Origin of the sequence: Shewanella avicenniae (assembly GCF_017354945.1) — a bacterium.
Taxonomy (GTDB): domain Bacteria; phylum Pseudomonadota; class Gammaproteobacteria; order Enterobacterales; family Shewanellaceae; genus Shewanella; species Shewanella avicenniae.
On sequence record NZ_CP071503.1, the window covers coordinates 2845283 to 2865149 of the forward strand.

The 19867-nt window shown below is 52.0% G+C and carries 31 protein-coding genes and 1 other RNA gene; 31 read left to right on the forward strand and 1 reads right to left on the reverse strand.

The window, feature by feature from the left end; all coding sequences use genetic code 11:
* Nucleotides 1-18: 18 nt before the first annotated feature.
* Nucleotides 19-294 (forward strand): helix-turn-helix domain-containing protein, encoded by a 276-nt coding sequence (locus tag JYB87_RS12600; protein WP_207353833.1) that lies wholly within the window; start codon nucleotides 19-21, stop codon nucleotides 292-294.
* 9 nt (nucleotides 295-303) lie between these two features.
* Here JYB87_RS12600 and JYB87_RS12605 read toward each other — a convergent pair whose 3' ends face one another.
* Entirely contained in the window at nucleotides 304-756 is a 453-nt protein-coding gene (locus JYB87_RS12605) for a hypothetical protein (RefSeq protein ID WP_207353834.1), read from the reverse strand.
* A gap of 110 nt (nucleotides 757-866) precedes the next feature.
* On the opposite strand from JYB87_RS12605, the gene JYB87_RS12610 reads away from it, so the two are divergent.
* The 30 genes from JYB87_RS12610 to JYB87_RS12755 all read left to right on the forward strand — a co-directional run bounded on the left by JYB87_RS12610 (nucleotide 867) and on the right by JYB87_RS12755 (nucleotide 19793).
* Nucleotides 867-1352 (forward strand): hypothetical protein, encoded by a 486-nt coding sequence (locus tag JYB87_RS12610; RefSeq protein WP_207353835.1) that lies wholly within the window; start codon nucleotides 867-869, stop codon nucleotides 1350-1352.
* Nucleotides 1345-3354: a transposase domain-containing protein gene (locus JYB87_RS12615; protein ID WP_207353836.1), complete on the forward strand. Its 2010-nt coding sequence runs from the start codon at nucleotides 1345-1347 to the stop codon at nucleotides 3352-3354. The genes JYB87_RS12610 and JYB87_RS12615 overlap by 8 nt, the downstream gene beginning before the upstream one ends.
* A gap of 12 nt (nucleotides 3355-3366) precedes the next feature.
* On the forward strand, nucleotides 3367-4311 hold the full coding sequence (locus JYB87_RS12620; protein ID WP_207353837.1) for an AAA family ATPase: 945 nt from the start codon (nucleotides 3367-3369) through the stop codon (nucleotides 4309-4311).
* Entirely contained in the window at nucleotides 4311-4541 is a 231-nt protein-coding gene (locus JYB87_RS12625) for a hypothetical protein (RefSeq protein ID WP_207353838.1), read from the forward strand. Before JYB87_RS12620 ends, JYB87_RS12625 begins: the two co-directional genes overlap by 1 nt.
* 9 nt (nucleotides 4542-4550) lie before the next feature.
* The gene (locus JYB87_RS12630) at nucleotides 4551-4757 is read left to right on the forward strand and encodes a hypothetical protein (protein ID WP_207353839.1); all 207 of its coding nucleotides are present in this window, start codon (nucleotides 4551-4553) and stop codon (nucleotides 4755-4757) included.
* A complete protein-coding gene (locus tag JYB87_RS12635; RefSeq protein WP_207353840.1) occupies nucleotides 4741-5361 on the forward strand; it encodes a DUF3164 family protein in 621 nt (206 codons plus the stop codon). The genes JYB87_RS12630 and JYB87_RS12635 overlap by 17 nt, the downstream gene beginning before the upstream one ends.
* A gap of 14 nt (nucleotides 5362-5375) precedes the next feature.
* Nucleotides 5376-5600 carry an ANR family transcriptional regulator gene (locus JYB87_RS12640; RefSeq protein WP_207353841.1) on the forward strand — a complete coding sequence of 75 codons (225 nt, stop codon included), beginning with the start codon at nucleotides 5376-5378 and terminating at the stop codon, nucleotides 5598-5600.
* Nucleotides 5600-6064, forward strand: coding sequence for a hypothetical protein (locus JYB87_RS12645; protein ID WP_207353842.1), 465 nt, complete (start codon nucleotides 5600-5602; stop codon nucleotides 6062-6064). The genes JYB87_RS12640 and JYB87_RS12645 overlap by 1 nt, the downstream gene beginning before the upstream one ends.
* 2 nt (nucleotides 6065-6066) lie before the next feature.
* An RNA gene (locus JYB87_RS12650) (hammerhead ribozyme type II) lies at nucleotides 6067-6138 on the forward strand.
* Nucleotides 6139-6147: 9 nt separating this feature from the next.
* Nucleotides 6148-6345: a hypothetical protein gene (locus JYB87_RS12655; RefSeq protein ID WP_207353843.1), complete on the forward strand. Its 198-nt coding sequence runs from the start codon at nucleotides 6148-6150 to the stop codon at nucleotides 6343-6345.
* Nucleotides 6342-6917, forward strand: a complete 576-nt coding sequence (locus JYB87_RS12660) for a gp16 family protein (protein ID WP_207353844.1) — start codon at nucleotides 6342-6344, stop codon at nucleotides 6915-6917. The genes JYB87_RS12655 and JYB87_RS12660 overlap by 4 nt, the downstream gene beginning before the upstream one ends.
* Nucleotides 6914-7426: a hypothetical protein gene (locus tag JYB87_RS12665; protein ID WP_207353845.1), complete on the forward strand. Its 513-nt coding sequence runs from the start codon at nucleotides 6914-6916 to the stop codon at nucleotides 7424-7426. Before JYB87_RS12660 ends, JYB87_RS12665 begins: the two co-directional genes overlap by 4 nt.
* Nucleotides 7427-7428: 2 nt before the next feature.
* On the forward strand, nucleotides 7429-7854 hold the full coding sequence (locus JYB87_RS12670; protein ID WP_207353846.1) for a Mor transcription activator family protein: 426 nt from the start codon (nucleotides 7429-7431) through the stop codon (nucleotides 7852-7854).
* Nucleotides 7855-7916: 62 nt separating this feature from the next.
* The gene (locus tag JYB87_RS12675; RefSeq protein WP_207353847.1) at nucleotides 7917-8294 is read left to right on the forward strand and encodes a hypothetical protein; all 378 of its coding nucleotides are present in this window, start codon (nucleotides 7917-7919) and stop codon (nucleotides 8292-8294) included.
* Nucleotides 8295-8369: 75 nt separating this feature from the next.
* Nucleotides 8370-8672 carry a hypothetical protein gene (locus JYB87_RS12680; protein ID WP_207353848.1) on the forward strand — a complete coding sequence of 101 codons (303 nt, stop codon included), beginning with the start codon at nucleotides 8370-8372 and terminating at the stop codon, nucleotides 8670-8672.
* Nucleotides 8665-9171 (forward strand): lysozyme, encoded by a 507-nt coding sequence (locus JYB87_RS12685; protein ID WP_228729861.1) that lies wholly within the window; start codon nucleotides 8665-8667, stop codon nucleotides 9169-9171. The genes JYB87_RS12680 and JYB87_RS12685 overlap by 8 nt, the downstream gene beginning before the upstream one ends.
* Nucleotides 9158-9763: a hypothetical protein gene (locus tag JYB87_RS12690; protein WP_207353849.1), complete on the forward strand. Its 606-nt coding sequence runs from the start codon at nucleotides 9158-9160 to the stop codon at nucleotides 9761-9763. The genes JYB87_RS12685 and JYB87_RS12690 overlap by 14 nt, the downstream gene beginning before the upstream one ends.
* A gap of 63 nt (nucleotides 9764-9826) precedes the next feature.
* Nucleotides 9827-10060 (forward strand): TraR/DksA C4-type zinc finger protein, encoded by a 234-nt coding sequence (locus tag JYB87_RS12695; protein WP_228729862.1) that lies wholly within the window; start codon nucleotides 9827-9829, stop codon nucleotides 10058-10060.
* Complete coding sequence (locus JYB87_RS12700) at nucleotides 10053-10388, forward strand: DUF2730 family protein (RefSeq protein WP_207353850.1); 336 nt, start codon at nucleotides 10053-10055, stop codon at nucleotides 10386-10388. Before JYB87_RS12695 ends, JYB87_RS12700 begins: the two co-directional genes overlap by 8 nt.
* Nucleotides 10389-10694: a VpaChn25_0724 family phage protein gene (locus JYB87_RS12705; protein WP_228729863.1), complete on the forward strand. Its 306-nt coding sequence runs from the start codon at nucleotides 10389-10391 to the stop codon at nucleotides 10692-10694.
* Nucleotides 10695-10697: 3 nt separating this feature from the next.
* Nucleotides 10698-10970, forward strand: coding sequence for a hypothetical protein (locus JYB87_RS12710; protein WP_207353851.1), 273 nt, complete (start codon nucleotides 10698-10700; stop codon nucleotides 10968-10970).
* The gene (locus JYB87_RS12715) at nucleotides 10960-11532 is read left to right on the forward strand and encodes a DUF3486 family protein (RefSeq protein WP_207353852.1); all 573 of its coding nucleotides are present in this window, start codon (nucleotides 10960-10962) and stop codon (nucleotides 11530-11532) included. Before JYB87_RS12710 ends, JYB87_RS12715 begins: the two co-directional genes overlap by 11 nt.
* A gap of 159 nt (nucleotides 11533-11691) precedes the next feature.
* A complete protein-coding gene (locus JYB87_RS12720) occupies nucleotides 11692-13365 on the forward strand; it encodes a terminase large subunit domain-containing protein (protein WP_207353853.1) in 1674 nt (557 codons plus the stop codon).
* The gene (locus JYB87_RS12725) at nucleotides 13365-15164 is read left to right on the forward strand and encodes a DUF935 domain-containing protein (RefSeq protein WP_207353854.1); all 1800 of its coding nucleotides are present in this window, start codon (nucleotides 13365-13367) and stop codon (nucleotides 15162-15164) included. The genes JYB87_RS12720 and JYB87_RS12725 overlap by 1 nt, the downstream gene beginning before the upstream one ends.
* Nucleotide 15165: 1 nt before the next feature.
* Nucleotides 15166-15468: a hypothetical protein gene (locus tag JYB87_RS12730; protein ID WP_207353855.1), complete on the forward strand. Its 303-nt coding sequence runs from the start codon at nucleotides 15166-15168 to the stop codon at nucleotides 15466-15468.
* A 1-nt stretch (nucleotide 15469) separates the two neighbouring features.
* Complete coding sequence (locus JYB87_RS12735; RefSeq protein WP_207353856.1) at nucleotides 15470-16666, forward strand: phage minor head protein; 1197 nt, start codon at nucleotides 15470-15472, stop codon at nucleotides 16664-16666.
* A 2-nt stretch (nucleotides 16667-16668) separates the two neighbouring features.
* On the forward strand, nucleotides 16669-17154 hold the full coding sequence (locus tag JYB87_RS12740) for a phage virion morphogenesis protein (protein ID WP_207353857.1): 486 nt from the start codon (nucleotides 16669-16671) through the stop codon (nucleotides 17152-17154).
* Between the two features lie 139 nt (nucleotides 17155-17293).
* A complete protein-coding gene (locus JYB87_RS12745; RefSeq protein ID WP_207353858.1) occupies nucleotides 17294-17605 on the forward strand; it encodes a hypothetical protein in 312 nt (103 codons plus the stop codon).
* A gap of 92 nt (nucleotides 17606-17697) precedes the next feature.
* Nucleotides 17698-18888, forward strand: coding sequence for a phage protease (locus tag JYB87_RS12750; RefSeq protein WP_207353859.1), 1191 nt, complete (start codon nucleotides 17698-17700; stop codon nucleotides 18886-18888).
* Nucleotides 18888-19793 carry a Mu-like prophage major head subunit gpT family protein gene (locus JYB87_RS12755; RefSeq protein WP_324032223.1) on the forward strand — a complete coding sequence of 302 codons (906 nt, stop codon included), beginning with the start codon at nucleotides 18888-18890 and terminating at the stop codon, nucleotides 19791-19793. The genes JYB87_RS12750 and JYB87_RS12755 overlap by 1 nt, the downstream gene beginning before the upstream one ends.
* Nucleotides 19794-19867: the final 74 nt, after the last annotated feature.

The window sequence follows — 19867 nt, forward strand, 5'->3', positions numbered from 1 at the left end:
ATAACTGGAGCCAAAAAAATGCGCAAGAAAACCTCACGCACATCTAACGACTGGCACAGACAAGACATCCTAGCGGAAGTCCGTAAAGCCTGTGGTTCACTCACCAAGTTATCAAAAGCCCATGGTCTGGCTTCTAACACTCTGCAAAACGCACTTGATCGAAAATGGCCTAAAGGCGAGCAAATTATTGCTGAGGCCATTGGCGTTACTGCAGCGGAAATTTGGCCGAGTCGTTACGAGGACGAGTTTAGCACATCTACTAATAGCGATGTACCTCAGCGTGAGGTGGCGTAATGCACTCACCTAAAAGAACACCCCACCAATGTATGCAGGGTAAAGCTGACCAGCAACCAGCATGCTCCAGCGCATATGCCACACCGGTGGCACCGCAAACAGTTGGCAGTGATGATCTTCAACCAGCCCAATCCATTGATGCTCCAGCTTACGAAGGCGAGCGTGAAAGAGTGCGATTTGCTTCTGTGGAAGAAGCGAGAGCGCATATTGCAGCTCATCGTCAGTGGGTGTTGCAGCAAAAGGCAACACGCTACCAACACATTCGGCTAGCGCCAGTACGCTGGATGTTGAGGTGTCTGGTCGCACTTCGGGCACTAATACGTCTGGCAAGAGATTGCGTATTTGTTGCAGCTCAGCATGCAAAGCATGAGTGGAAACGAAGATGAAGTTGGTTACATCACTATGCAACGTTTCAGCATCCATTTGTATGAGTTCATTAGGGACTTGCAGTGGCTTGCTCATGACGCGTTCTGTGTCAGTTGTTGATGTTGCTCAGTGTATGAAGCCGACCGCTAAAAGCCTAGATCCACAATCTGGATTTATTTGGAAACAAGAGATCAGGAGCTGATCCAATGGCAAAAAGAAACTGGAAAAAGGTCACTGCCAACAGCCTGCGCCATGCCATGGAGTTGTGCTTAGAGCATGCCCGTGAGCGGAAAAACTTATCGGTTGACCGTGTGGCCGACCTGATGGGATTACCTAACAAATGGACGCTGTACAAGTGGCTTGAGAATGGTCGGATGCCATCGGTACTTATCCGCCCATTTGAGTATGCATGTGGCATCACCTTAATGACTCGCTACCTCGCTACCTCTGGCGGGCAACTGGTGATTGATATTCCAGCCGGTAAACGTGCAGATGTCAGCGATATTAACGCGCTTCATAGCAGCTTTAGTGACGCGATGGGCTTGTTGATCAAGTTCTACGATGGTCAATCAGAAGCCGATGAAACCCTTGGCGCGTTAACACGGTTAATGGGCGGGATAGCTTGGCACCGCGAGAACGTTAATAAGTCACTGACTCCAGAACTCGAACTTTTTGGGGGCAGCGATGAATAACGAAATATGGGTAACGGTAAAGGATTGTACCGGATTACCAGCAATGCCGGATTCTGATCGTGGTTGTCGCAAAGCATTAGAGCGATATGCCGAGAGTCATCCAAGCCTACAGCGTAAAAAACAGGGCACTAAAGCATTTGAATATCATTTGAGCATCCTCCCTGCTGCCACCCGTGCCGCCTTACTCGCTCGCCAAGGCAAGCTTGAGTTTGACGGCAAACTGCTGAACTTACCTAAGCCAGCACAACCACGTTATGACCGTGATGCACTATGGGCAGTGTGGGAACGTGCAGGCAGCAAGGCACAAGAAAAAGCCAAACGCAAAGTGGAATATGTGCGCGCCTTTCATGCCTTAGTGGCTACCGGCTGCGGCAAGATGGATGCCTATGCGCATATCTGCCGTGAGTTTGATGTGTCCAAGCCAACGCTCATCCGCGACGTGTTGAAAGTGGTTGGGTATGACACCGCAGACTGGTTGCCGCAGTTGCTCACCAAACACCAAATTGGCGCCATCAACTCCGCCGATGAACGCCGTGCTGATGTTGATGAAGAAGCGTGGGCGTGCTTTAAAGCCGACTATTTACGGCTAGAACAACCCTCATTTAAAGGCTGTTATTACCGCCTTAAAGATGCTGCCAAACAAAAAGGCTGGGCAGTGCCATCGGTCAAAAGCCTAGAGCGCCGTTTAAAAGCCGAAGTGCCGCACGAGCAACAAGTGCTATTGCGCCAAGGTGAACATGCCTTAATGCAGCTGTACCCACCGCAAGAACGTACCGTTGAAGACATTGTTGCTATGGAATGGATCAACGGCGATGGCTACCTGCATAACGTGTTTGTACGTTGGTACAACGGCGACATCGTGCGCCCTAAAACATGGTTCTGGCAGGATATTCGTACCCGTAAGATCTTAGGCTGGCGCACAGGTATCAGTGAAAACACTGACACTATTCGCCTGAGCCTAATGGATGTGGTACGCGAGTACGGCATCCCTCGTGAGATCACTATCGATAACACCCGCGCCGCAGCCAACAAATGGCTGACAGGTGGCGTACCTAATCGCTATCGCTTCAAAGTGAACAAAGACGACCCACTGGGTTTGATCCCAATGATGGGCATTAAGCTGCACTGGTCATCTGTTTACTTTGGCAAAGGCCACGGCCAAGCAAAACCGATTGAACGTGCCTTTGGCGTAGGTGGTTTAGATGAATTTGTTGATCGTAACACCGCACTTGCAGGGGCATACACTGGGTCTAACCCCACCGCCAAACCAGATAACTACGGCAGTAAAGCGATACCTGTTGAACTATTCATGCAGGTATTGGCTGATGGCATACGGCAATACAACCAACGGCCTAACCGTCAAACCGAGGTTTGCCGTGGTGTATTGAGCTTCGAAGACGCCTTTAACAACAGCTACGCCAACGCCGTCGTGCGCAAACCTAATGCGGAACAAGTTCGCATGCTGATGTTGAGCGCAGAAGCCGTGCGTGTTGGTCGCCATGCCACCGTTACGTTAGATGCTGGCGGCTGTATTGCTGGTCGTAAAAACCGTTATCACCATGACGCCTTATTTCAACACATCGGCAAAAAAGTGGTGGTGCGCTTTGATCCCGACAACCTGCAATCGTCCGTGGTGTGTTACACGCTCAACGGCTTACTGATTGCCGAGGCCGCATGTATTGAGAAAACCGCCTTTGGCGATACCGATGCAGCACGTGAACACAAACGCCATCGCACGCAGTTTGTTAAAGCCAACAAGTTGGCAGCAAAAGCTAATCAGCAAATGGACGCCATTGAGGCCGCAGAACTCATGCGTCAAACCACACCCGACACTCCAACAACACCCGCCCCAGCCGCCAGTGAACTGGTACACCTGCGCCACGGTAACACTGTGCGCAAAGTGGCTGTGGCCGCAGATATCGAGGAACAAATAGACACTGACACCCTGTTTGATGCCGGAGTTGCACAGCTCATGGCAGCCAAGAAAGCCCGCGAACTTTAAGGAAGGAAACCTATGAACAACGTCGTTGAAATAGAACAACCATTGAATCAACAACAGGTGATCGACCAGCTCAAACCACTGCTTGAAGATGGCACTATCAACCAAACCCAACTTGCCAAAGAGATTGGTAAATCAGATGCAGTGATAAGTGAGTACCTGAATGGCAAGTATACCGGCCGCGTCGCATACGTTACAGAGCAGCTAAGCAAATGGCTGCAGATGCGTAATGCCCGTAAAAGCCAAGTTGTTGCCCCTAGCTTTGTTGAAACCCACACTGCCAAACAAATCATTAACGCGCTCAGTTATGCCCATGCTGCGGAGCTTATTAGCGTCGTATTTGGTGCTAGTGGTGTGGGTAAAACCACGACTTGCCGCCAATACATTAGCAATAACAACAACTGCTGGATGATCACCGTATCCCCTGCCGTCAGCGGCATTGGTGAATGCCTGTATGAAATTGCCTTAGAACTCGGCATGGATGATGCGCCAAAGCGCAAAGGTTCACTGTCTCGCGCCATTAAACGCCGCCTCATTGGCACCGGTGGCCTGCTGATTGTGGATGAAGCGGATCACCTCGATTACCCATCACTCGAAGCCCTGCGCATTCTGCAAGAACAAACAGGCATTGGCATGGTGTTAGTCGGTAATAACCGTGTTTACAGCCAATTAACGGGTGGTCGTCGCAACGAAGATTTTGCCCGCTTGTTCAGCCGCGTCAGCAAGAAAGTCGGCATCCATAAAGCCAAACAGAATGACGTGAATGCTATCGCCAACGCATGGGGGATCAGCAATCAAGCTGCCATCAAACTGCTGCAAATGATTGCCGAAAAGCCCGGTGCGCTGCGTTTACTCAATCAAGTGCTGCGCTTGGCTTCCATCATGGCCAACGGTGCCGGTAAAGCCATTGATGAATCACTGATTAAAGCCGCGTTCCGCGATTTGGAAGGAGATGCGTAATGACCCTACAGCAACAGAAATACGGCATTGTCGCTGCGCTTAATTTGCGCGGGATGAAAGTGCTGAAACTCGGTAAAGGCATTGGCGACAAGGTGATCACCATCGAACGCCCAAGCCGCGACTTTCGCCGCAAAGCGGTACAAATCACTGAAAGCCTGTTTGGCAAACGCCAGCAGTTTTACGCCATCCGCTTCAACGGCTTCACCATCCGTTGGGACGTTAGAGACTAGGAGCAATACATGAGCGAAGCATCAATCCGCATAACGCTGCGCCAGCTTGAAAACGGCAAGATTGAAGTCAGCTGTGACTACAAAAACGGCGACTCAGTATTTCTGAATAAAGCAGCGCTTCACGTTGCAAACGCCATTCCGATGAACGTTAACAACGCCATCATCGATTATATGAAACAACTTAAAAAAGAGGCTAAACATGGAAACGTCCACTAACCAAATCCCTGCGGGCTTCCGCCAAAACGCTATGGGACACATGGTGCCCGAAAGCCAAATCAAAGAGATCGACAAATTGCGCGACGAAGTGGTGATGTCGATTGTGATGTTAGCGCAGGAGCTGCAAGCCAAGATGAGCATCTTCAAAGCTAACTCCATGGCACAAGTGGCCGACTTTGTGGACGTGTCAGCCGCTGAGCACGATGTGAAATACGGCGGCGCTAAAGGCAACGTCACCTTGCTGTCGTTCGACGGCAAATACAAAGTGCAGCGCTCAATTGGCGAACACCGCATTTTTGATGAACGGATTCAAGCCGCCAAAGCCAAGATTGATGACTGCATCAAGCGCTGGTCGGTAGGTTCAAACGACCACATCAAAGCCTTAGTTAACTCGGCATTTCGCGTGGATAAGCAAGGCAATATCGATGTAAACCAAGTGCTGAGCCTGCGCCAACTAAACATCACCGATCCTGACTGGCGGCAAGCCATGGACGCCATTGGCGATTCCATCAAAGTCACCGGCACCACGCCATACCTACGGGTTTATGAGCGCCAGCAAGATGGTGCTTACAAACAGATTTCACTCGATATCGCCAAGCTATAAACAGGGAGAACACCATGGTTAAACATCGTTTAAACACGCTTTATAAAGAAGCCGCTGAGACTGCGGTGGCTTTGGAACACCAAGGCCGTTATGGCGAGGCGGCAAGTTACTGGACGCATGCCATCCGCTTTGCTGGCCATTACGCCAATGAAGACTGGGCGCAAAGCCGCCTAGAGTTTTGCCAACGCATGGGGCGCCGCATAGAAGCGGCCAACCGTGACAACAAGAGGGCTGCGTGATGACGATTAGCAAAGAAAAGTGGAAACAGATTGAAGCTGAGTTAGCTGCTGGCTTGGTCGACGTGGGCTTTCGCTATCAAGGGCATGAGCTGTCTATTTATCGCGTAAGCAAGAGTGAAACCACCACCGTGCTTGCGGTGTATATCGATGGCCTTATCAAAGGCGCTTGGTTTGAACGCATCGATAAGCTGCCAGAGGATGCGCCAAAGATTCTGGCTGAGGTTTGGTATCACCGCACTATGGCGCGCTACAAGCAAGAACAAGTGGCTAATATCGAAAAAATCTACGGTAAACGCCGCGCCAAAAAGGAATGGCCCGATCTGCACAGTCGTATCGAGTGGATTGAAGCTTACTTCCCTAAAGCCTCGGTGCTGTGTCGCCAGTTTAAAAAGCTACAGGGGTTGGAGCTGATTAAGGCGCTATGCCTTAGTGAGCCCTCCGAGACTGAACGAGCCGCAAGTTGATAACGCGAAACCACTGGCTTTCGGGCCAGTTGGTCTGCCAAGCGTGGTGGCTTGGTACTGATGAGCAGCCAAAAGGATTAATCATGACCAACCATGCCGCGACGTTGCTGAGTTATCTCAGCAAGCGCTTGCCACTCAAAAGCAAAAATCCAGCAGAACGCCGCGCCAATGCTGAGCGCTGGTTAGATGAACATTGCGCTGGTTGGCGCGATCATCAAACGCCAGAAGCCAAGCACAGTGTGTTGATTGTCAGCAAAGCAGACGAGGATGAAGAGGAATGACACCAAAGGTCGAAGCCCGCAAAAAGCAGCTGATTAAGTTAATCAACGTGGGCAAAAACACGCTGCAGCTGGATGAGCCAACCTATCGCGCCATGCTCAAAGATGCCGTGCATAAAGACTCATTGCGGCAGATGACCCTTGGCGAACTGGAGCAAGTGAACCACTTGCTTCAATCCAAGGGGTTTAAACCCGTTTCAAAGGCCAATAACAATGGCAGTAAACGCCGTTTTAGCAAGCCTAGTGGCCAGACAAAGAACCCTGTGATCGACAAGATTGTGGCGGTGTGGATCAGCATGGCTAACCACGGCGTGGTGAATGACGGTAGCGAAAGCGCACTTGATGCCTATGTGCGCCGCATGACGACTAACAATATCGCCAGTGTGCGTTGGGTTACTGAGCAGCAAGCCGATCGCGTATTGGAGTCTCTGAAAAACTGGCACCGCCGCGTATTGGTGGAGCGCATAGCGCAGCGTGGTGGCATTAGCACTACCAATCCAGACACTGGCCGCTTGTACCACTACGACGCGATTGTGCAGCTGTATGAAGATTTCTATATGGAGGATGCGCAATGAAGTTGTGCCGTTGCCCTGTGTGCCACAGCAACATCCATTTAGATACCTTGGTGCAAGACGATGCCGCGCGCGAAATGCTCGCCATACTAGCGCCAATGGATGGTGGGCTTGCCCGCATATTGGTGGCATACATCGGTTTATTTAGACCAGAAAAATCCGACCTCAGTTGGAACCGTGCGCTGAAACTGATTAACGAAACATTGGCAGTGAGCAACAACCGTGACTGGTTGCGCGCGGCCTTAGAGGAAACGGTGAAGAAGCTGCGTGAAAGCCGCATTGGTGGCACCTTTCGGCCAGTGACTAACCACAACTACCTCAAAAAAGTATTAGAGGGCTTAACGGAGGGCAGCATGCAACCGGCTCAGCCAGTGGGGCCGCAGCACACTAAACCCGCTATTGAGGTTAAAAGCTTTGAACGTCCAGTATCTGCTGCTGAACTCAACCGCCAGCACTTTGAGTTTGTCGCCAGATTCCAGAACAAGGGTACAACGTCAGGTAAGGATGAATAGCCATGAGTGATGACCAACTCGATCTACTGCCAACGCATACTGCGGAGTTAGAGCAGTTGTTAGAAACTCAGCGGCAACTGCGCCCTGATGAACGTGAGGACTTTACCGTGCGGTGGCCTGCCACGTTGCAGAGCTTGTGTGAAGTATTGCGCGTTACGCTTGATGCGGAAAAGGTGGAGAACTCTAAGCACCTCAGTGAAGCCATGGCGATTGCACTAAGTTCGTATCTTGGTGGGCGCGATCTTTACATGCCCAACGGTGCCCGCTTAAAAACAGCATTGCGTGATATTCGTATCTGGCGAGAGTTTAAAGGGAACAACCTAGAGCAGTTAGCAAGAGAACATGGCTTAACTGAACGGCGGATCAGTGAAATCGTGGCAGAACAACGCTCAGCGTTCATTGCTCGCAAACAACGCAAGTTGTTTTGACTAACACATAACAGCGTGTATATTCCTTCGGCAGCGGGGACATGCATAATAAGGAGATAATCATGCGTAAATTGATAATGGTGTTGGCGGTAATAGCAGGAATATTTATCAGTGGCTGTGCCACATCTCATTATTCTACTGGCCGAGATTTCGATAGCAGTAAAATAGCTCAAATTGTTAAAGGCAAAACAACGGATAAAGAATTAGAAACGTTAATGGGAAATCCATTTTCTAAAAATATTGTTAGTGCCAGTAGTGAAAGTTGGCATTACCTATTTACTGACGTTACAGCCAAGGCTAAAAGCTATGTTTTTAGCACCACAGTAGATACTAATGGTATTCAAAAAAAACTAGATGTATTGATTGAAGGTGGTGTAGTGACTAATTACACCTACACAGAATCACCGTTAGGTAATCAAGCCGTTACTACCATGCAATAACCCCGAAACCTTTCATATCCAGCCATAAAGCATAAGCCGAGACAATGATGCAAATTTCATTGTCTCGGTTTTTTTATGGCTTTCGGTTATCCCAAACAGCAGTTTGCACCTAACCGCGCGAAGAGTGCGGTAAATAGTGCCCCTATTGCTGGTTCGCACGAACACCGCACTAGCAACCCCGTCTATCGACAATGTTTTCTTTATGGCCGTGAGCGCCGCATTGCCGCCGAACGCGCAGGCAATGTACCTAGCGATGTGCCGCTTTATTCTCACAACACCACCCGCCAAGGTTACTTTACCAGAGGCTGGCATTCAGTCAGCGCAATGGACCTTATTCGTGCCGAAGTGGATGCCAGACTGGAGCCACGCCATGAGTAATGCGCCCATGAAACAGCTACGCAACTGGCTAGCGGGAATTGGCCTAGGTGCTGGCGCCATCACTGGTGGTGTGTATGTCGCAGATTACGAAGGCTACAGCGCCACCGCGTATTACGACGTAGCGCAAAAGCTGACTGTGTGCCGTGGGCATACCGGCGCGGATATTGTGGAAGGTAAAACGTACTCCCAAGCCGAGTGTGATCAGCTGTTCGCCAAAGACATCAAAGCTGCTGACGATGCGCTGCTGCGGCTGACCGCGCCAGTGCCGCTAACTAACGGCGAGCACGCCGCCTACCTCTCATTTATCTACAACGTTGGTCAAGGCAACTTTGCTAGCTCGACCCTGCGCCGATTGCTGTTAGCAGGCCAACGCTTAGAAGCCTGCAATCAATTACCGCGCTGGGTGTACGCCCGAGGTATTCAATGGCCGGGGCTGGCAGCTCGCCGCGCTGGCGAACGTGAACTTTGCTTATCGGAGTTAGCCCATGGAAGCCGCTAAACGTTACGCCCTACTCATTGCATTGGCATTGCTCGGTGTCATAGCTCTCGTTCTGCTGCTGTTGTGGTTGTATTCATCCCATCAATACAGCCAAAGCCAAAAGAACTTAGCTACCGCGAAAGCCACCACGCAAGTGCTGCAATCAGACGCCATTCAACACTTAGCCGCCATCAAACTGCTGAGCGTAGAGAACACCAACCTAGTGCGTGATCAGCAGCTGCTCGCCGCCCAGCTTAAAGCGAGCACTCAACAAAAGCTGGCATTGCAGCAATCGCTTAATGAACTGCAGCAACAACTTACCACCACCTTAGCTGAGGCCAATGATGAACACACTCAAGCGTGGCGCGCTGACGCTGTGCCTAATGATGTTGTGCAGTTGCTCAACCAAGCCGCCCATCGTGCGCTATGTGCCGGTACCACAGACCCACTATGTGCTGATGCCAGAGGCACTGCTGCCGTGGTGCCACATCACCCCGTTGCCGCCAGCGGTAGCGGAGTGCTTGCGCCAACAGCCTATGCCAGCCAGCTGCATGCACAACCCACAACTACCTGCACTGGTGATATCGCTCTACGGCGATCTTGGCAAATGTAACGTAGACAACGCTGCTGCCAGAACGTGGCAGCAGCAAAAACAAGAACAACAAAAGGATGACTGATGGATGTATTTGATAGAGCCAGTGACCGTGAGCAGCAAGAGCGTGACGCTGCCATTGCCGCCGTGCTCGATGCCAGCCGCCCCGACAGCTTAGCCACCGGTTACTGCATGGATTGCGGCGATGACATTGAGGCAGAACGCTTAGCGGTTATGCCTCATGCGCCGCGCTGTGTGAGTTGCCAACAGTTGGCCGAAACACGCCAACATATTCGTACAGGAGGTCGCCGTGCTTGAAGTGCTATTTAAGGTGTGGCCCATCGTCGCCACCATTGGCTCGGTGCTTGGCACCTTGGGTATGGCGTGGCTAAGTCGCAAGTTCGTTCCCATGGCTGAGCACAGCAAGGTGGTGGAGATGGTAGACGCACACGAAACACGGCTCAATCAAGTCGAACAGCATTTGGATGCGATGCCAACCCGTGAAGAGTTACATGCGCTCGACAAGATGTTGACTGGCTTAGGTGAGCGCCTTGGTGGAATGGAGCGCGGTATCAACAGGCTGGAGAACAAGACTGACATGCTGCTTGAAAATGAACTGCGTGAAAAACGCCGAGGGGATGACTAGATGGGACAAGAGATGAGAAACGTGATGGCAGAGCATCAGCGCCTGTCGATTTTAATCAGCTTAGAGCAAGTGCCTGGCTTTCAACTTAACGAGTCGATTATCCGCGACACGCTGGATATGTACGGGCTGGACATTGGCCGCGATGCCTTGCGCACGCACCTCTCATGGCTTGAAGAGCAAGGGCTAATCACCATTGAGCAAATCAATAATCGTGTGTGGGTGGCGACCATCACCGGCCGAGGTGAAGACGTGGCCAACGGTGTTGCCATAGTGCCCGGTGTCAAACGCCCTCGGGCGGGAGGTTAAGCCATGGCCGTAAAACCACTTAACAGTTCACAAAAGGCTTTATTGCGCAACCTTGCGTTAGCAATGGCCGTGGCAACGCTTGAGAAAGACGTGTTAAAGCCAAGCATCGAGGCCGAGGGCAAAACCTTCAAAGATGGTGAGTTTCGGCGTAGGTACTTCAAGAATATGCCACAGGTAGCGCAGGCAGAACGCGCATTAGGCAAAGCTTTAAGGCAGGCATACACCGAACTTGCGGCCGCAATGAAAGCAGACAACGGAGGCCAAAATGGCGAATGACACTCGTGGTCGCCGCTCCAAGGTTGACTTGCTGCCCGACAAAATCCGTAAGCGTTTAGATGCGGGGTTACGTGATGGCTCTATCACCCAAACCGAGCTGCTGGATGAAGTTAATGCGCTGATTAAAGCCGCTGGTCTGCCAGAGGATAACCAACTCTCTCGTGCCGGCTTAAACCGCTACGCAACCAAGATGGAACAAGTGGGCAAAAGCCTACGCGAGATGCGCGAGATCACCCAAGTGTGGACGGCAGAACTCGGCGATAAACCCACCGGCGAAGTCACCAAACTGATTTTAGAAATGGCCCGTTCACAGCTGTTTAAAGCGCTGTTAAACGAGTCAGAGGACGGCCAAGCCGCTGATGTAGGCATGATTAAAGATGCGATGCTGGCGGTGCAACGGTTGGAGTCTGCCGCTATGGCTAGCCATAAGCGCGAAAAAGAGATCCGCGCGGCGTTTGCCGAAGAAGCGGCTAATGCGGTGACCGAAGAACTGCGCGGTGAAGACGGTATGAGCGAGCAGCTCGAAGAACGTATTCGCGGCATTCTATTGGGGAAAGCGTAATGCAAACATTCTGCTGGTTTGCGGTTCACGTCTTTGGCGTTTGTTTCGTTGTCTGCACTATTGTGGCTTTGGCTAGTGCGGCTTTGATCCCCGCTACATTTTTCGCTGGGCTAACCCTTTATCTGGCGCATGACCTGCCTTGGAAACTTGGAGGTAAACATGTCTGACAAAGTTGCTGGCATGAAGGCGGTATCGGCCCCGCGCAAAATTGACCTCGCTGAAGAGATGGCGCTGGCGGGTGTTGACGTGCCGCAAGACATCAGCGACGCACAGCCAGCTAATGCCCCTGTTTATTTACCCTATCAACAGCGCTGGTTTGAAGACCAAGCGCAAATCATGATCGCCGAAAAGTCACGCCGTACGGGGTTAACTTGGGCCGAGGCTGGCCGCAATGTGATCAATGCTGCCAAGCCGCGCCGCCGTGGTGGCTGCAATACCTTTTACGTGGGCAGCAAAAAAGAGATGGCATTGGAATACATTGCCGCCTGTGCGCTGTTTGCTCGCGCCTTTAACCAGTTAGCCAAGGCTGACGTATACGAGCAAACCTTTTGGGACTCTGACAAGCAAGAAGAGATCCTGACGTACATGATCCGCTTCCCCAATACGGGCCGCAAAATTCAGGCGTTGAGTTCGCGACCATCTAACTTGCGTGGTCTGCAAGGGGATGTGGTTATCGATGAAGCGGCATTCCACGAGTCGCTAGAAGAACTGCTGAAAGCCGCACTGGCATTGACCATGTGGGGCAACAAGGTGCGGCTCATCAGTACCCATAACGGCGTAGATAACCTGTTTAATGAACTGATTAATGATGCCCGTGAAGGCCGTAAAGACTACAGCATTCACCGCATTACGCTTGATGATGCGATTGCCGATGGTCTGTACCAACGTATCTGCTATGTGACTGGGCAAACATGGTCACCAGCAGCTGAAAAGAAATGGCGTGATGACCTCTACAAAAACGCGCCCAATAAAGAAAGCGCCGATGAGGAATACGGCTGCGTGCCGAAGAAGTCAGGCGGTACCTACATCAACCGTGTGCTGATTGAAGCGGCCATGGTGGCTGACCACTCAATTCCTATCTACCGCTTTGACGCACCTGAAGACTTTATGAGTTGGACGACCGAGATGCGTGAGGCCGAAGTGCGTGATTGGTGTGAGGCCAACCTCAAGCCAGCACTGACGCAACTATCGGACAACTGCCGCTATGCCTTTGGGGAAGACTTTGCCCGCCGTGGTGACTTATCGGTATTTGTTCCACTGCAAATTAAGCCTGATCTGCGCAAGCGTGTGCCGTTTGTGGTGGAGCTGCGCAACACCACCTACGACCAACAAAAGCAGATCATGTTCTACATCTGCAGCCGCTTGCCGCGTTTGATGGGCTTGGCCTTTGATGCCACCGGTAACGGCGGTTATCTGGCCGAAGCTGCCGCACTGGAGTACGGCACCGAGATGGTAGACCAAGTCAACCTATCGCAAAGCTGGTACCACGAATGGATGCCCAAACTTAAAGGTGAGTTTGAAGCCTTTAACCTTGAACTGCCGCGTCACCAAACTGTGCTCGATGACGTTCAGCACATCAAGCTGGTCAATGGTATTCCCGCTATCGACAAAGGCCGTAAAGACGATGTGCAGTCTGGCAAGGGCAAACGCCATGGCGACTTTGCGGTCGGGTTATGTATGGCGGTACGGGCTTCTTATATGGAAGGTGGTGCCATTGAGTACACGCCACTACCCGCGACCACTAGCCGCTGGGATGGTCACGCGCAGCGTGACTTTAATCGCCCAGATGATGACGACGATTTTAGCTACAACACCAAAGGAGGCTGTTGGTAATGATTAGCCCACAAGATATTAAAGCGCGGCTGGGTCGCAATAACTCAGCCTTGAAAGAAGTACAAACCGACCGTTCGCAGGTCGGTTTTATTGCCCGTGAATGGGAAGGACATCCGTCGTCTGGCCTCACGCCAGCGCGTATTGCTGAGATCATGCTCAACGCCGAGCAAGGCTATCTCACTGACCAATTTGATTTGGCCGACGACATCGAAGAGAAAGACGGCCACATTATGGCCGAGCTGCAAAAGCGCAAGAATGCGCTGCTGGGTAAAGAGTGGCTGATTAAACCACCGGCTAACGCCAGCGCAGCAGAGAAGCGCGATGCCGATATGGTGACCGATATCATTCAAAGCCTGCCCGATTTTGAAGACCTGATCCTCGATATGGGCGATGGCATTTTGCGGGCAATCTCCAACAGCCAAATCCACTGGGAAAGCGAAGGTAAACTGTGGTACCCCGGCAAGTTTGAAAGCTTGCCCGCACGCCGCTTTGATGTAGATGACGATGACCGCAACAAAGTGATGCTGCGCCTAGACGGTGGGCAGAAAGAAGCATTGTGGCCATTCGGTTGGGTGCAACACACCCATAAAGCCAAGAGCGGATATGTGGCACGCGCTGGGTTAATCCGTGTGTTGGCGTGGCCGTTCCTGTTCAAAAACTATGGGGTGCGTGATTTAGCCGAGTTCTTAGAGATCTACGGCTTACCGCTGCGCTTGGGCAAATACCCGAGCGGTGCCAGCACCGCCGAGAAAAACACCTTGCTCAATGCGGTGATGAGCATTGGTCACAATGCCGGTGGCATTATCCCTAAAGGGATGGAGATCGACTTTCAAGAAGCGGCTAAAGGCGGCGAAGGGCCGTACATGTCAATGGCCAACCTGATGGAACGCACTGCCTCTAAAGTGATTTTGGGTGGCACGCTCACTAGCCAAGCCGATGGTAAGTCGTCCACCAATGCGCTCGGTAACGTGCATGATGAAGTGCGCCAAGAGTTGTTGGCATCTGACTTGCGCCAAATCGCCAGCACCTTAACCCGTGATCTGGTGTGGCCGTTGGTGTTCTTCAACGGCTCGACATACAACAGCCAACGCCGTCGGCCACGGTTGGAGTTTGATACCCAAGATCCTGAAGACTTGGCCAAGTTCTCTACTGCCATTCCGTCACTGGTGAATGTAGGCGTGAAGATCCCTAGCGAATGGGTGAACAACAAACTGAAAATCCCACTGCCTAAAGCAGACGAATTAGTGCTCGGTACGCAGCAACTGCCTGCCGCTACACCGAATGTGGGCGGCGAACAACCTACCGCAGTTGCGACAGACTCTGTGCAACAAACGGCGCTGAACGGTGCGCAGATCACCTCGCTCAGTGAAATCATCCAGCAATACACTGCCGGTGCGTTAGATAAAGATGCCGCAGGTGCGCTGATTAAGGCAGGGTTCCCAGCTATCCCTGACGAACTCATCAGCAAAATGCTCAGTGGCCAACAGCGAAAGCAGACGCCCATTGACCAAGCTGCTGCTGCACTGACACGCATTGTTGCGTTAAAACAAAATCCACCCGCCAGTGCGAATATCGATCCACTCACCGAAGCCTTAGCGACAGCCGCAGGGCAGCAAGTGGATGACAACGTAGCGGCGATTGCGGATTTAGTTAATAAGGCTACCAGCTGGGAAGACGTTGAGCGGGCATTGATTCAAAGCTATGCCAACCAAGGTGCGGCCAACCTTGCCAGCATTATGCAGCAAGCTATGACCGCCGCCGCATTAGCAGGCCGTTACGATATCGAGCTGGGGAACTGATATGTTTAAAGATCTGAAACAGCAATACAAAAATGCCAAGGTGCTAATTAGAAAACTGCGCGCTGGTGACTTCACGTTTGAGGGGTTTTATGAATACGAATGGAGCGAAAAGTTCACTTGTTATACCGCGACCGATGGAACTACGGAATTATGGGTAGCTAATGGAATAAGCTTTTTTGGCGTGCGTGATAAGCCGTGGGAATTGGGGAACTTTCGCTATTGGGTGTGGTTTGCTGGCAGAGTTAACCATCAACGGAGAACTCTGGAAAAGGTCAAGCGTCGTAGACCATCGGAGTTAAAGTAATATGCCACAAGCCCAATATGGTAGCGTGCAGTTTAGCCAAGCAATCGACTTCTTTCGTGGCAAGCTCAACCTGCCCACCGCCGCGTGGGATGACCTATGGGGCGCCATGCACAGCCGCGCCTTTGTGGTTGCCGGTGCGCAGCAGGCTGACCTGCTCACCGATCTGCGTAAGTCCGTAGACGCGGCCATTAGTGACGGCATGAGTTTAGGTGAGTTTAAAAAGCAGTTTAAAGACCTTGTCGCCAAACATGGCTGGGACCACAAAGGCGATGCAGATTGGCGGGCGCAGATCATCTACGACACCAACATGCGCCAGAGCTATAACACAGGCCGCTGGCAGCAGTTGCAGCAGTTTGAATACTGGCAGTACAAGCATGGCCACCCCAAAGTGCCGCGTGAAGATCACCTGTTGTGGCATAACCTCGTGCTGCCACGCAATCACGTATGGTGGCAAACCCACTTTCCACAAAACGGCTGGGGCTGCACCTGCTCAGTTCGCGGGTTAACGGAGGGGCAACTGCGCCGGCTAAACCTTAAAGTCAGCCAAGCGCCTGACGGTAGCACCTACGAGTGGACCAACCCCAAAACGGGTGAATTGCTCGATGTGCCAAAAGGGATTGATCCGGGCTTTGACTATTCGCCCGGTGAGGCCGCATTGGGGCAACAGCTATCTGATGCTGCCATGCAGCAATGGGATGCGATTAAGCAAGACGCATGGCAGCAGCTCACGCCTGGCTCATGGAAAACCGCCGCACTGCCAGAGCGTTTGCCCGTTCGCCCGTCTGCGATTGCGTTGGCTGAGCGTGTCACCGATGCCGCTGCACTGCAGCAGCAGATCATCAATACCCTTGGCGGCGCTGAAACCGTGTTTCAATCTGGCGCGTTATCGGTGTACGCCAACGCTGCTAGCTTAGCTAAGCAACTGGACGTGGCGCAGTCTGTGTACGTGCCGCTGCTGCCAACACTATTCAATCAACCCGATGAAGTATGGGCTAGCTTTGAACGCCATCAAGGCACTGGCCGCGTAGAACTGCGCTGGCGTTTGCTGCGCATGGTAGACAACGGCGGCGGGCAGCTGCTGCTCGCGCAAGTGGTTAAGGGCGTGATTGAATCGCTGCAAGTTATCCCAGCCACGCAGCTTAACAACATCAACAAGCAGCGCTACGGCTTGCTGTTCAATGCTGCAAGTGAGGAGTAAGCATGGCTGGCGTTAATTTAACTATCAGTCAAACGGGCTTTGACAAGGTTGCAAGCGCGTTTAAACAGCTGAGTGATCGCGGTGATGACTTGCAACCGGCCATGAGTGCCATCGGCGAGTATCTGCTGGGCAGCAACCAAGACCGTATGGAGCAAGGCATCACACCATCAGGCGAAGCCTTTGCGCCACTCAGTGATGTCACCATTGCACGTAAGAACAAGAACCAAACCACGCCGCTCATTCACAACGGCTATCTGTTTAACTTGGTATACCAAGCCACCAGTGAAGCGATGGAGTTAGGGACGCCAATGATCTACGGTGCGGTGATGTTCTACGGTGCCAAGCAAGGCGAGTTTGGCCGCGTCAATAACCACCCTGTGCCATGGGGGGATATTCCCGCCCGTGAGTACCTTGGCATTAGCTCCGCAGATGAAGATGAGATTGCCGCCATCGTGGGGGATTTTTTGTTAGCCGGCATCGGTGAATAGCCCCTACCGCTAAAAAACGCTTGAGCCACTCAAACGCGCTGTAAGCAACGCAGCTATCAAACTGATACAACGAGGCGCACAAAAACCACTTAAACGCATTAGAGAGGATTTAAACGGGTTTTAAACTGGGTTATGGTTGGTGGCGTTGCAGGTATTGAGATGGAGTTTTGATTTGCAAAGTCATTCAACAATTACGGCGGACGGTTATTATCAGCTTCTGTCGAATCATATAGTGACACTAGCTCCCGGTGGTGGAGGTATGGAACCGCTTAAACCAAAGCTTGATGATGGCGGCTCAGGTCTTGAACCACAGGCCCAATCCATGCCTTCATCAATTGCGCAAGATGCTGCCACACAAACTAATGACAACGCGTTTGGAACCAATGGATTTATCATAGTGGCTGTAGTTGTCGTCGTTCTCGCTGCCATCTTCTGGCATAAGCAGCGGTGACCTACTGATATTAACCCCGAAACCTTTCAGATCCGCTAGCTAGCTCGAACACTAGACACTAGGCACTCAACGTTAATGTGAGTGCCTTTTTTATGTGTCAATCAAAAGCTGTGTTGGTGTTAGGTGGTGCAGTCGGTGTTGCTCATAAAGCTATCGCCGCGCTTAGCGCTACCGCACACCATGATCATGTGGGCACGGTTGCCTGCAGTTTGGTGTTGCCAACCAACAACAGCGAACTAGATACCCGCGTACAACTGCTGCCAGATGGCTTGTTTAAAGCCACGGATGGTCGCCCATTTGACGTACCCAGCGGCCAATGGTTGATGGATGAACGTGCATGGCAAAGCTTGCAACAGCATGCCGCCGCCCGCACCAACGACTACGTTACCGATTACGAACACCAAACCCTACGCACCGAAGAGAACGGCCAACCCGCACCTGCTGCTGGCTGGTTTAAACCGTCTGCCTTGGGTTACGAGCCAGGCTTTGGTTTGTTTGCCAGCTCGGTTGAATGGACAGCTAAGGCGCGCGCCTACATCACCGCCAAAGAGTACCGCTTTATTAGCGCCGTGTTTGCTTACGACAAAGCGACCGGCCGTGTGCAGGAACTGCTGCACATCGCACTCACCAACAACCCCGCGCTTGATGGCTTAAAGGCCATTGCCGCACTCACTAAAGACTTTTCAACCACTCCCACTAAGGAGAACACCATGAACCAAGCACAGCGCCTGCTGGCGGCTTTGGGTGTCAGTATTGAGGGCGTTGACCTCAATGATGCCGCTGCCGTTGAAGGGCTGATTGATAAAGGCGTGGCGGCATGCACTGCGCTCAAAGCCAAAGAAGAGGAACTCAACGCGCTTGCGGCGTCAGTAACAACACTGACTTCAGAAGTGGCCGCGTTGACCTCGCAGCAAGGTAAGTTTGATTCGAGCAAGTTTGTGCCGATTGCGGTGCATACCGAGCTGCAAACCGCCTATGCGGCGCTGAGTAAGCAAAGCGGTGACACTGCGATTGCTGACTTGCTGGAAGCGGAAAAGGCCAAGATTTACGGCCCCGCAGATCGTGAGTACTTGCAGAGCATTGGTAAAGAACGCGGCGTTGCAGCGCTGACCAAAATGCTCAACGAGCGCTCACCCATTGCTGCACTGACGGCGACCCAAACCACCACCACCGATGACCCCGCTAAGCTAGGCGTAGTGGCGCTGACTGCTGATGAAAAATTGGTGGCCGATCAACTGGGCATTAGTCACGCTGACTTTGCCAAAGCCAAGGAGAACAAATAATGATTATTACTCCATCCGCACTTTCAGCTTTGATGACGGGCTTCCGTGCCGACTTCCAAGCTGGTCAAGGTATGGCTGCTAGCCAGTACCAACAAATTGCCACTGTGATCCCTAGCTCAAGCAAGTCAAACACCTATGGCTTCTTAGGCCAATTCCCACAGTTCCGTAAATGGGTTGGCGCACGTGTTGTGAAAGATATGGCTGCCCATAGCTACACCATCACCAATGAACCATTTGAAGCCACCGTTGGCGTTGACCGCGATGACATCGAAGATGACAACATCGGCATCTACAAACCGATGATGCAGGAGCTTGGTCGAGCCTCAACGGTGTTCCCTGACGAGTTGATCTTCCCTCTGCTCGATGCTGGGCCAACGTCATTGTGTTACGACGGTCAGAACTTTTTTGATGCTGACCATCCTGTTTACCCGAATGTGGATGGCACTGGTGTCGCTGTAAGTGTCAGTAACTACGACGATGACGGCGGTAGCACTGCGCCGATGTGGTTCTTACTGGATACCACCCGCGCGATTAAACCGTTTATCTACCAAAACCGTCGCTCTATGCAGTTTATGCAGATGACGGACGCGAAAGACGAAGAAGTGTTCACCAACAAGCTCTACCGCTATGGCGTTGATTGTCGTGCTAACGCCGGTTATGGCTTGTGGCAAATGGCGTACGCCAGCCGTAAGGCCATCACTGGTGCCAACATCTGGGATGCTTACAAGAACATGCGTGGCTTTACTGCTGATGGCGGGCGCAAGTTAGGGGTTAAACCTAACGTTCTGTTGGTGCGCGGCGAGCATGAAGAGCAAGCCCGCGAAGCGGTTAAAGCCATCATTAACGGCGGCGAAACCAATACCCTGAGTGGCTTGCTGACAGTGATGGTTGCTGACTGGCTGTAAACCAACCCCTATTTACTGGCTCAACTGGGCGCAGCGGCTCACACCAACGCGCCCAGCATTAGGAGAACTCATGT

Bases quoted from the DNA above. Each gene is read 5' to 3' on its own strand.
- JYB87_RS12735 (WP_207353856.1), top strand. From the start codon at position 15,470: ATGCCACAAGCCCAATATGGTAGCGTGCAGTTTAGCCAAGCAATCGAC.
- JYB87_RS12605 (WP_207353834.1), bottom strand. From the start codon at position 756: ATGAGCAAGCCACTGCAAGTCCCTAATGAACTCATACAAATGGATGCT.
- JYB87_RS12680 (WP_207353848.1), top strand. From the start codon at position 8,370: ATGGCTTTCGGTTATCCCAAACAGCAGTTTGCACCTAACCGCGCGAAG.
- JYB87_RS12630 (WP_207353839.1), top strand. From the start codon at position 4,551: ATGAGCGAAGCATCAATCCGCATAACGCTGCGCCAGCTTGAAAACGGC.
- JYB87_RS12705 (WP_228729863.1), top strand. From the start codon at position 10,389: ATGGGACAAGAGATGAGAAACGTGATGGCAGAGCATCAGCGCCTGTCG.
- JYB87_RS12715 (WP_207353852.1), top strand. From the start codon at position 10,960: ATGGCGAATGACACTCGTGGTCGCCGCTCCAAGGTTGACTTGCTGCCC.
- JYB87_RS12685 (WP_228729861.1), top strand. From the start codon at position 8,665: ATGAGTAATGCGCCCATGAAACAGCTACGCAACTGGCTAGCGGGAATT.
- JYB87_RS12670 (WP_207353846.1), top strand. From the start codon at position 7,429: ATGAGTGATGACCAACTCGATCTACTGCCAACGCATACTGCGGAGTTA.
- JYB87_RS12625 (WP_207353838.1), top strand. From the start codon at position 4,311: ATGACCCTACAGCAACAGAAATACGGCATTGTCGCTGCGCTTAATTTG.
- JYB87_RS12655 (WP_207353843.1), top strand. From the start codon at position 6,148: ATGACCAACCATGCCGCGACGTTGCTGAGTTATCTCAGCAAGCGCTTG.
- JYB87_RS12615 (WP_207353836.1), top strand. From the start codon at position 1,345: ATGAATAACGAAATATGGGTAACGGTAAAGGATTGTACCGGATTACCA.
- JYB87_RS12645 (WP_207353842.1), top strand. From the start codon at position 5,600: ATGACGATTAGCAAAGAAAAGTGGAAACAGATTGAAGCTGAGTTAGCT.
- JYB87_RS12660 (WP_207353844.1), top strand. From the start codon at position 6,342: ATGACACCAAAGGTCGAAGCCCGCAAAAAGCAGCTGATTAAGTTAATC.
- JYB87_RS12610 (WP_207353835.1), top strand. From the start codon at position 867: ATGGCAAAAAGAAACTGGAAAAAGGTCACTGCCAACAGCCTGCGCCAT.
- JYB87_RS12740 (WP_207353857.1), top strand. From the start codon at position 16,669: ATGGCTGGCGTTAATTTAACTATCAGTCAAACGGGCTTTGACAAGGTT.
- JYB87_RS12640 (WP_207353841.1), top strand. From the start codon at position 5,376: ATGGTTAAACATCGTTTAAACACGCTTTATAAAGAAGCCGCTGAGACT.
- JYB87_RS12675 (WP_207353847.1), top strand. From the start codon at position 7,917: ATGCGTAAATTGATAATGGTGTTGGCGGTAATAGCAGGAATATTTATC.
- JYB87_RS12720 (WP_207353853.1), top strand. From the start codon at position 11,692: ATGTCTGACAAAGTTGCTGGCATGAAGGCGGTATCGGCCCCGCGCAAA.
- JYB87_RS12695 (WP_228729862.1), top strand. From the start codon at position 9,827: ATGGATGTATTTGATAGAGCCAGTGACCGTGAGCAGCAAGAGCGTGAC.
- JYB87_RS12750 (WP_207353859.1), top strand. From the start codon at position 17,698: ATGTGTCAATCAAAAGCTGTGTTGGTGTTAGGTGGTGCAGTCGGTGTT.
- JYB87_RS12755 (WP_324032223.1), top strand. From the start codon at position 18,888: ATGATTATTACTCCATCCGCACTTTCAGCTTTGATGACGGGCTTCCGT.
- JYB87_RS12635 (WP_207353840.1), top strand. From the start codon at position 4,741: ATGGAAACGTCCACTAACCAAATCCCTGCGGGCTTCCGCCAAAACGCT.
- JYB87_RS12710 (WP_207353851.1), top strand. From the start codon at position 10,698: ATGGCCGTAAAACCACTTAACAGTTCACAAAAGGCTTTATTGCGCAAC.
- JYB87_RS12620 (WP_207353837.1), top strand. From the start codon at position 3,367: ATGAACAACGTCGTTGAAATAGAACAACCATTGAATCAACAACAGGTG.
- JYB87_RS12600 (WP_207353833.1), top strand. From the start codon at position 19: ATGCGCAAGAAAACCTCACGCACATCTAACGACTGGCACAGACAAGAC.
- JYB87_RS12730 (WP_207353855.1), top strand. From the start codon at position 15,166: ATGTTTAAAGATCTGAAACAGCAATACAAAAATGCCAAGGTGCTAATT.
- JYB87_RS12725 (WP_207353854.1), top strand. From the start codon at position 13,365: ATGATTAGCCCACAAGATATTAAAGCGCGGCTGGGTCGCAATAACTCA.
- JYB87_RS12690 (WP_207353849.1), top strand. From the start codon at position 9,158: ATGGAAGCCGCTAAACGTTACGCCCTACTCATTGCATTGGCATTGCTC.
- JYB87_RS12665 (WP_207353845.1), top strand. From the start codon at position 6,914: ATGAAGTTGTGCCGTTGCCCTGTGTGCCACAGCAACATCCATTTAGAT.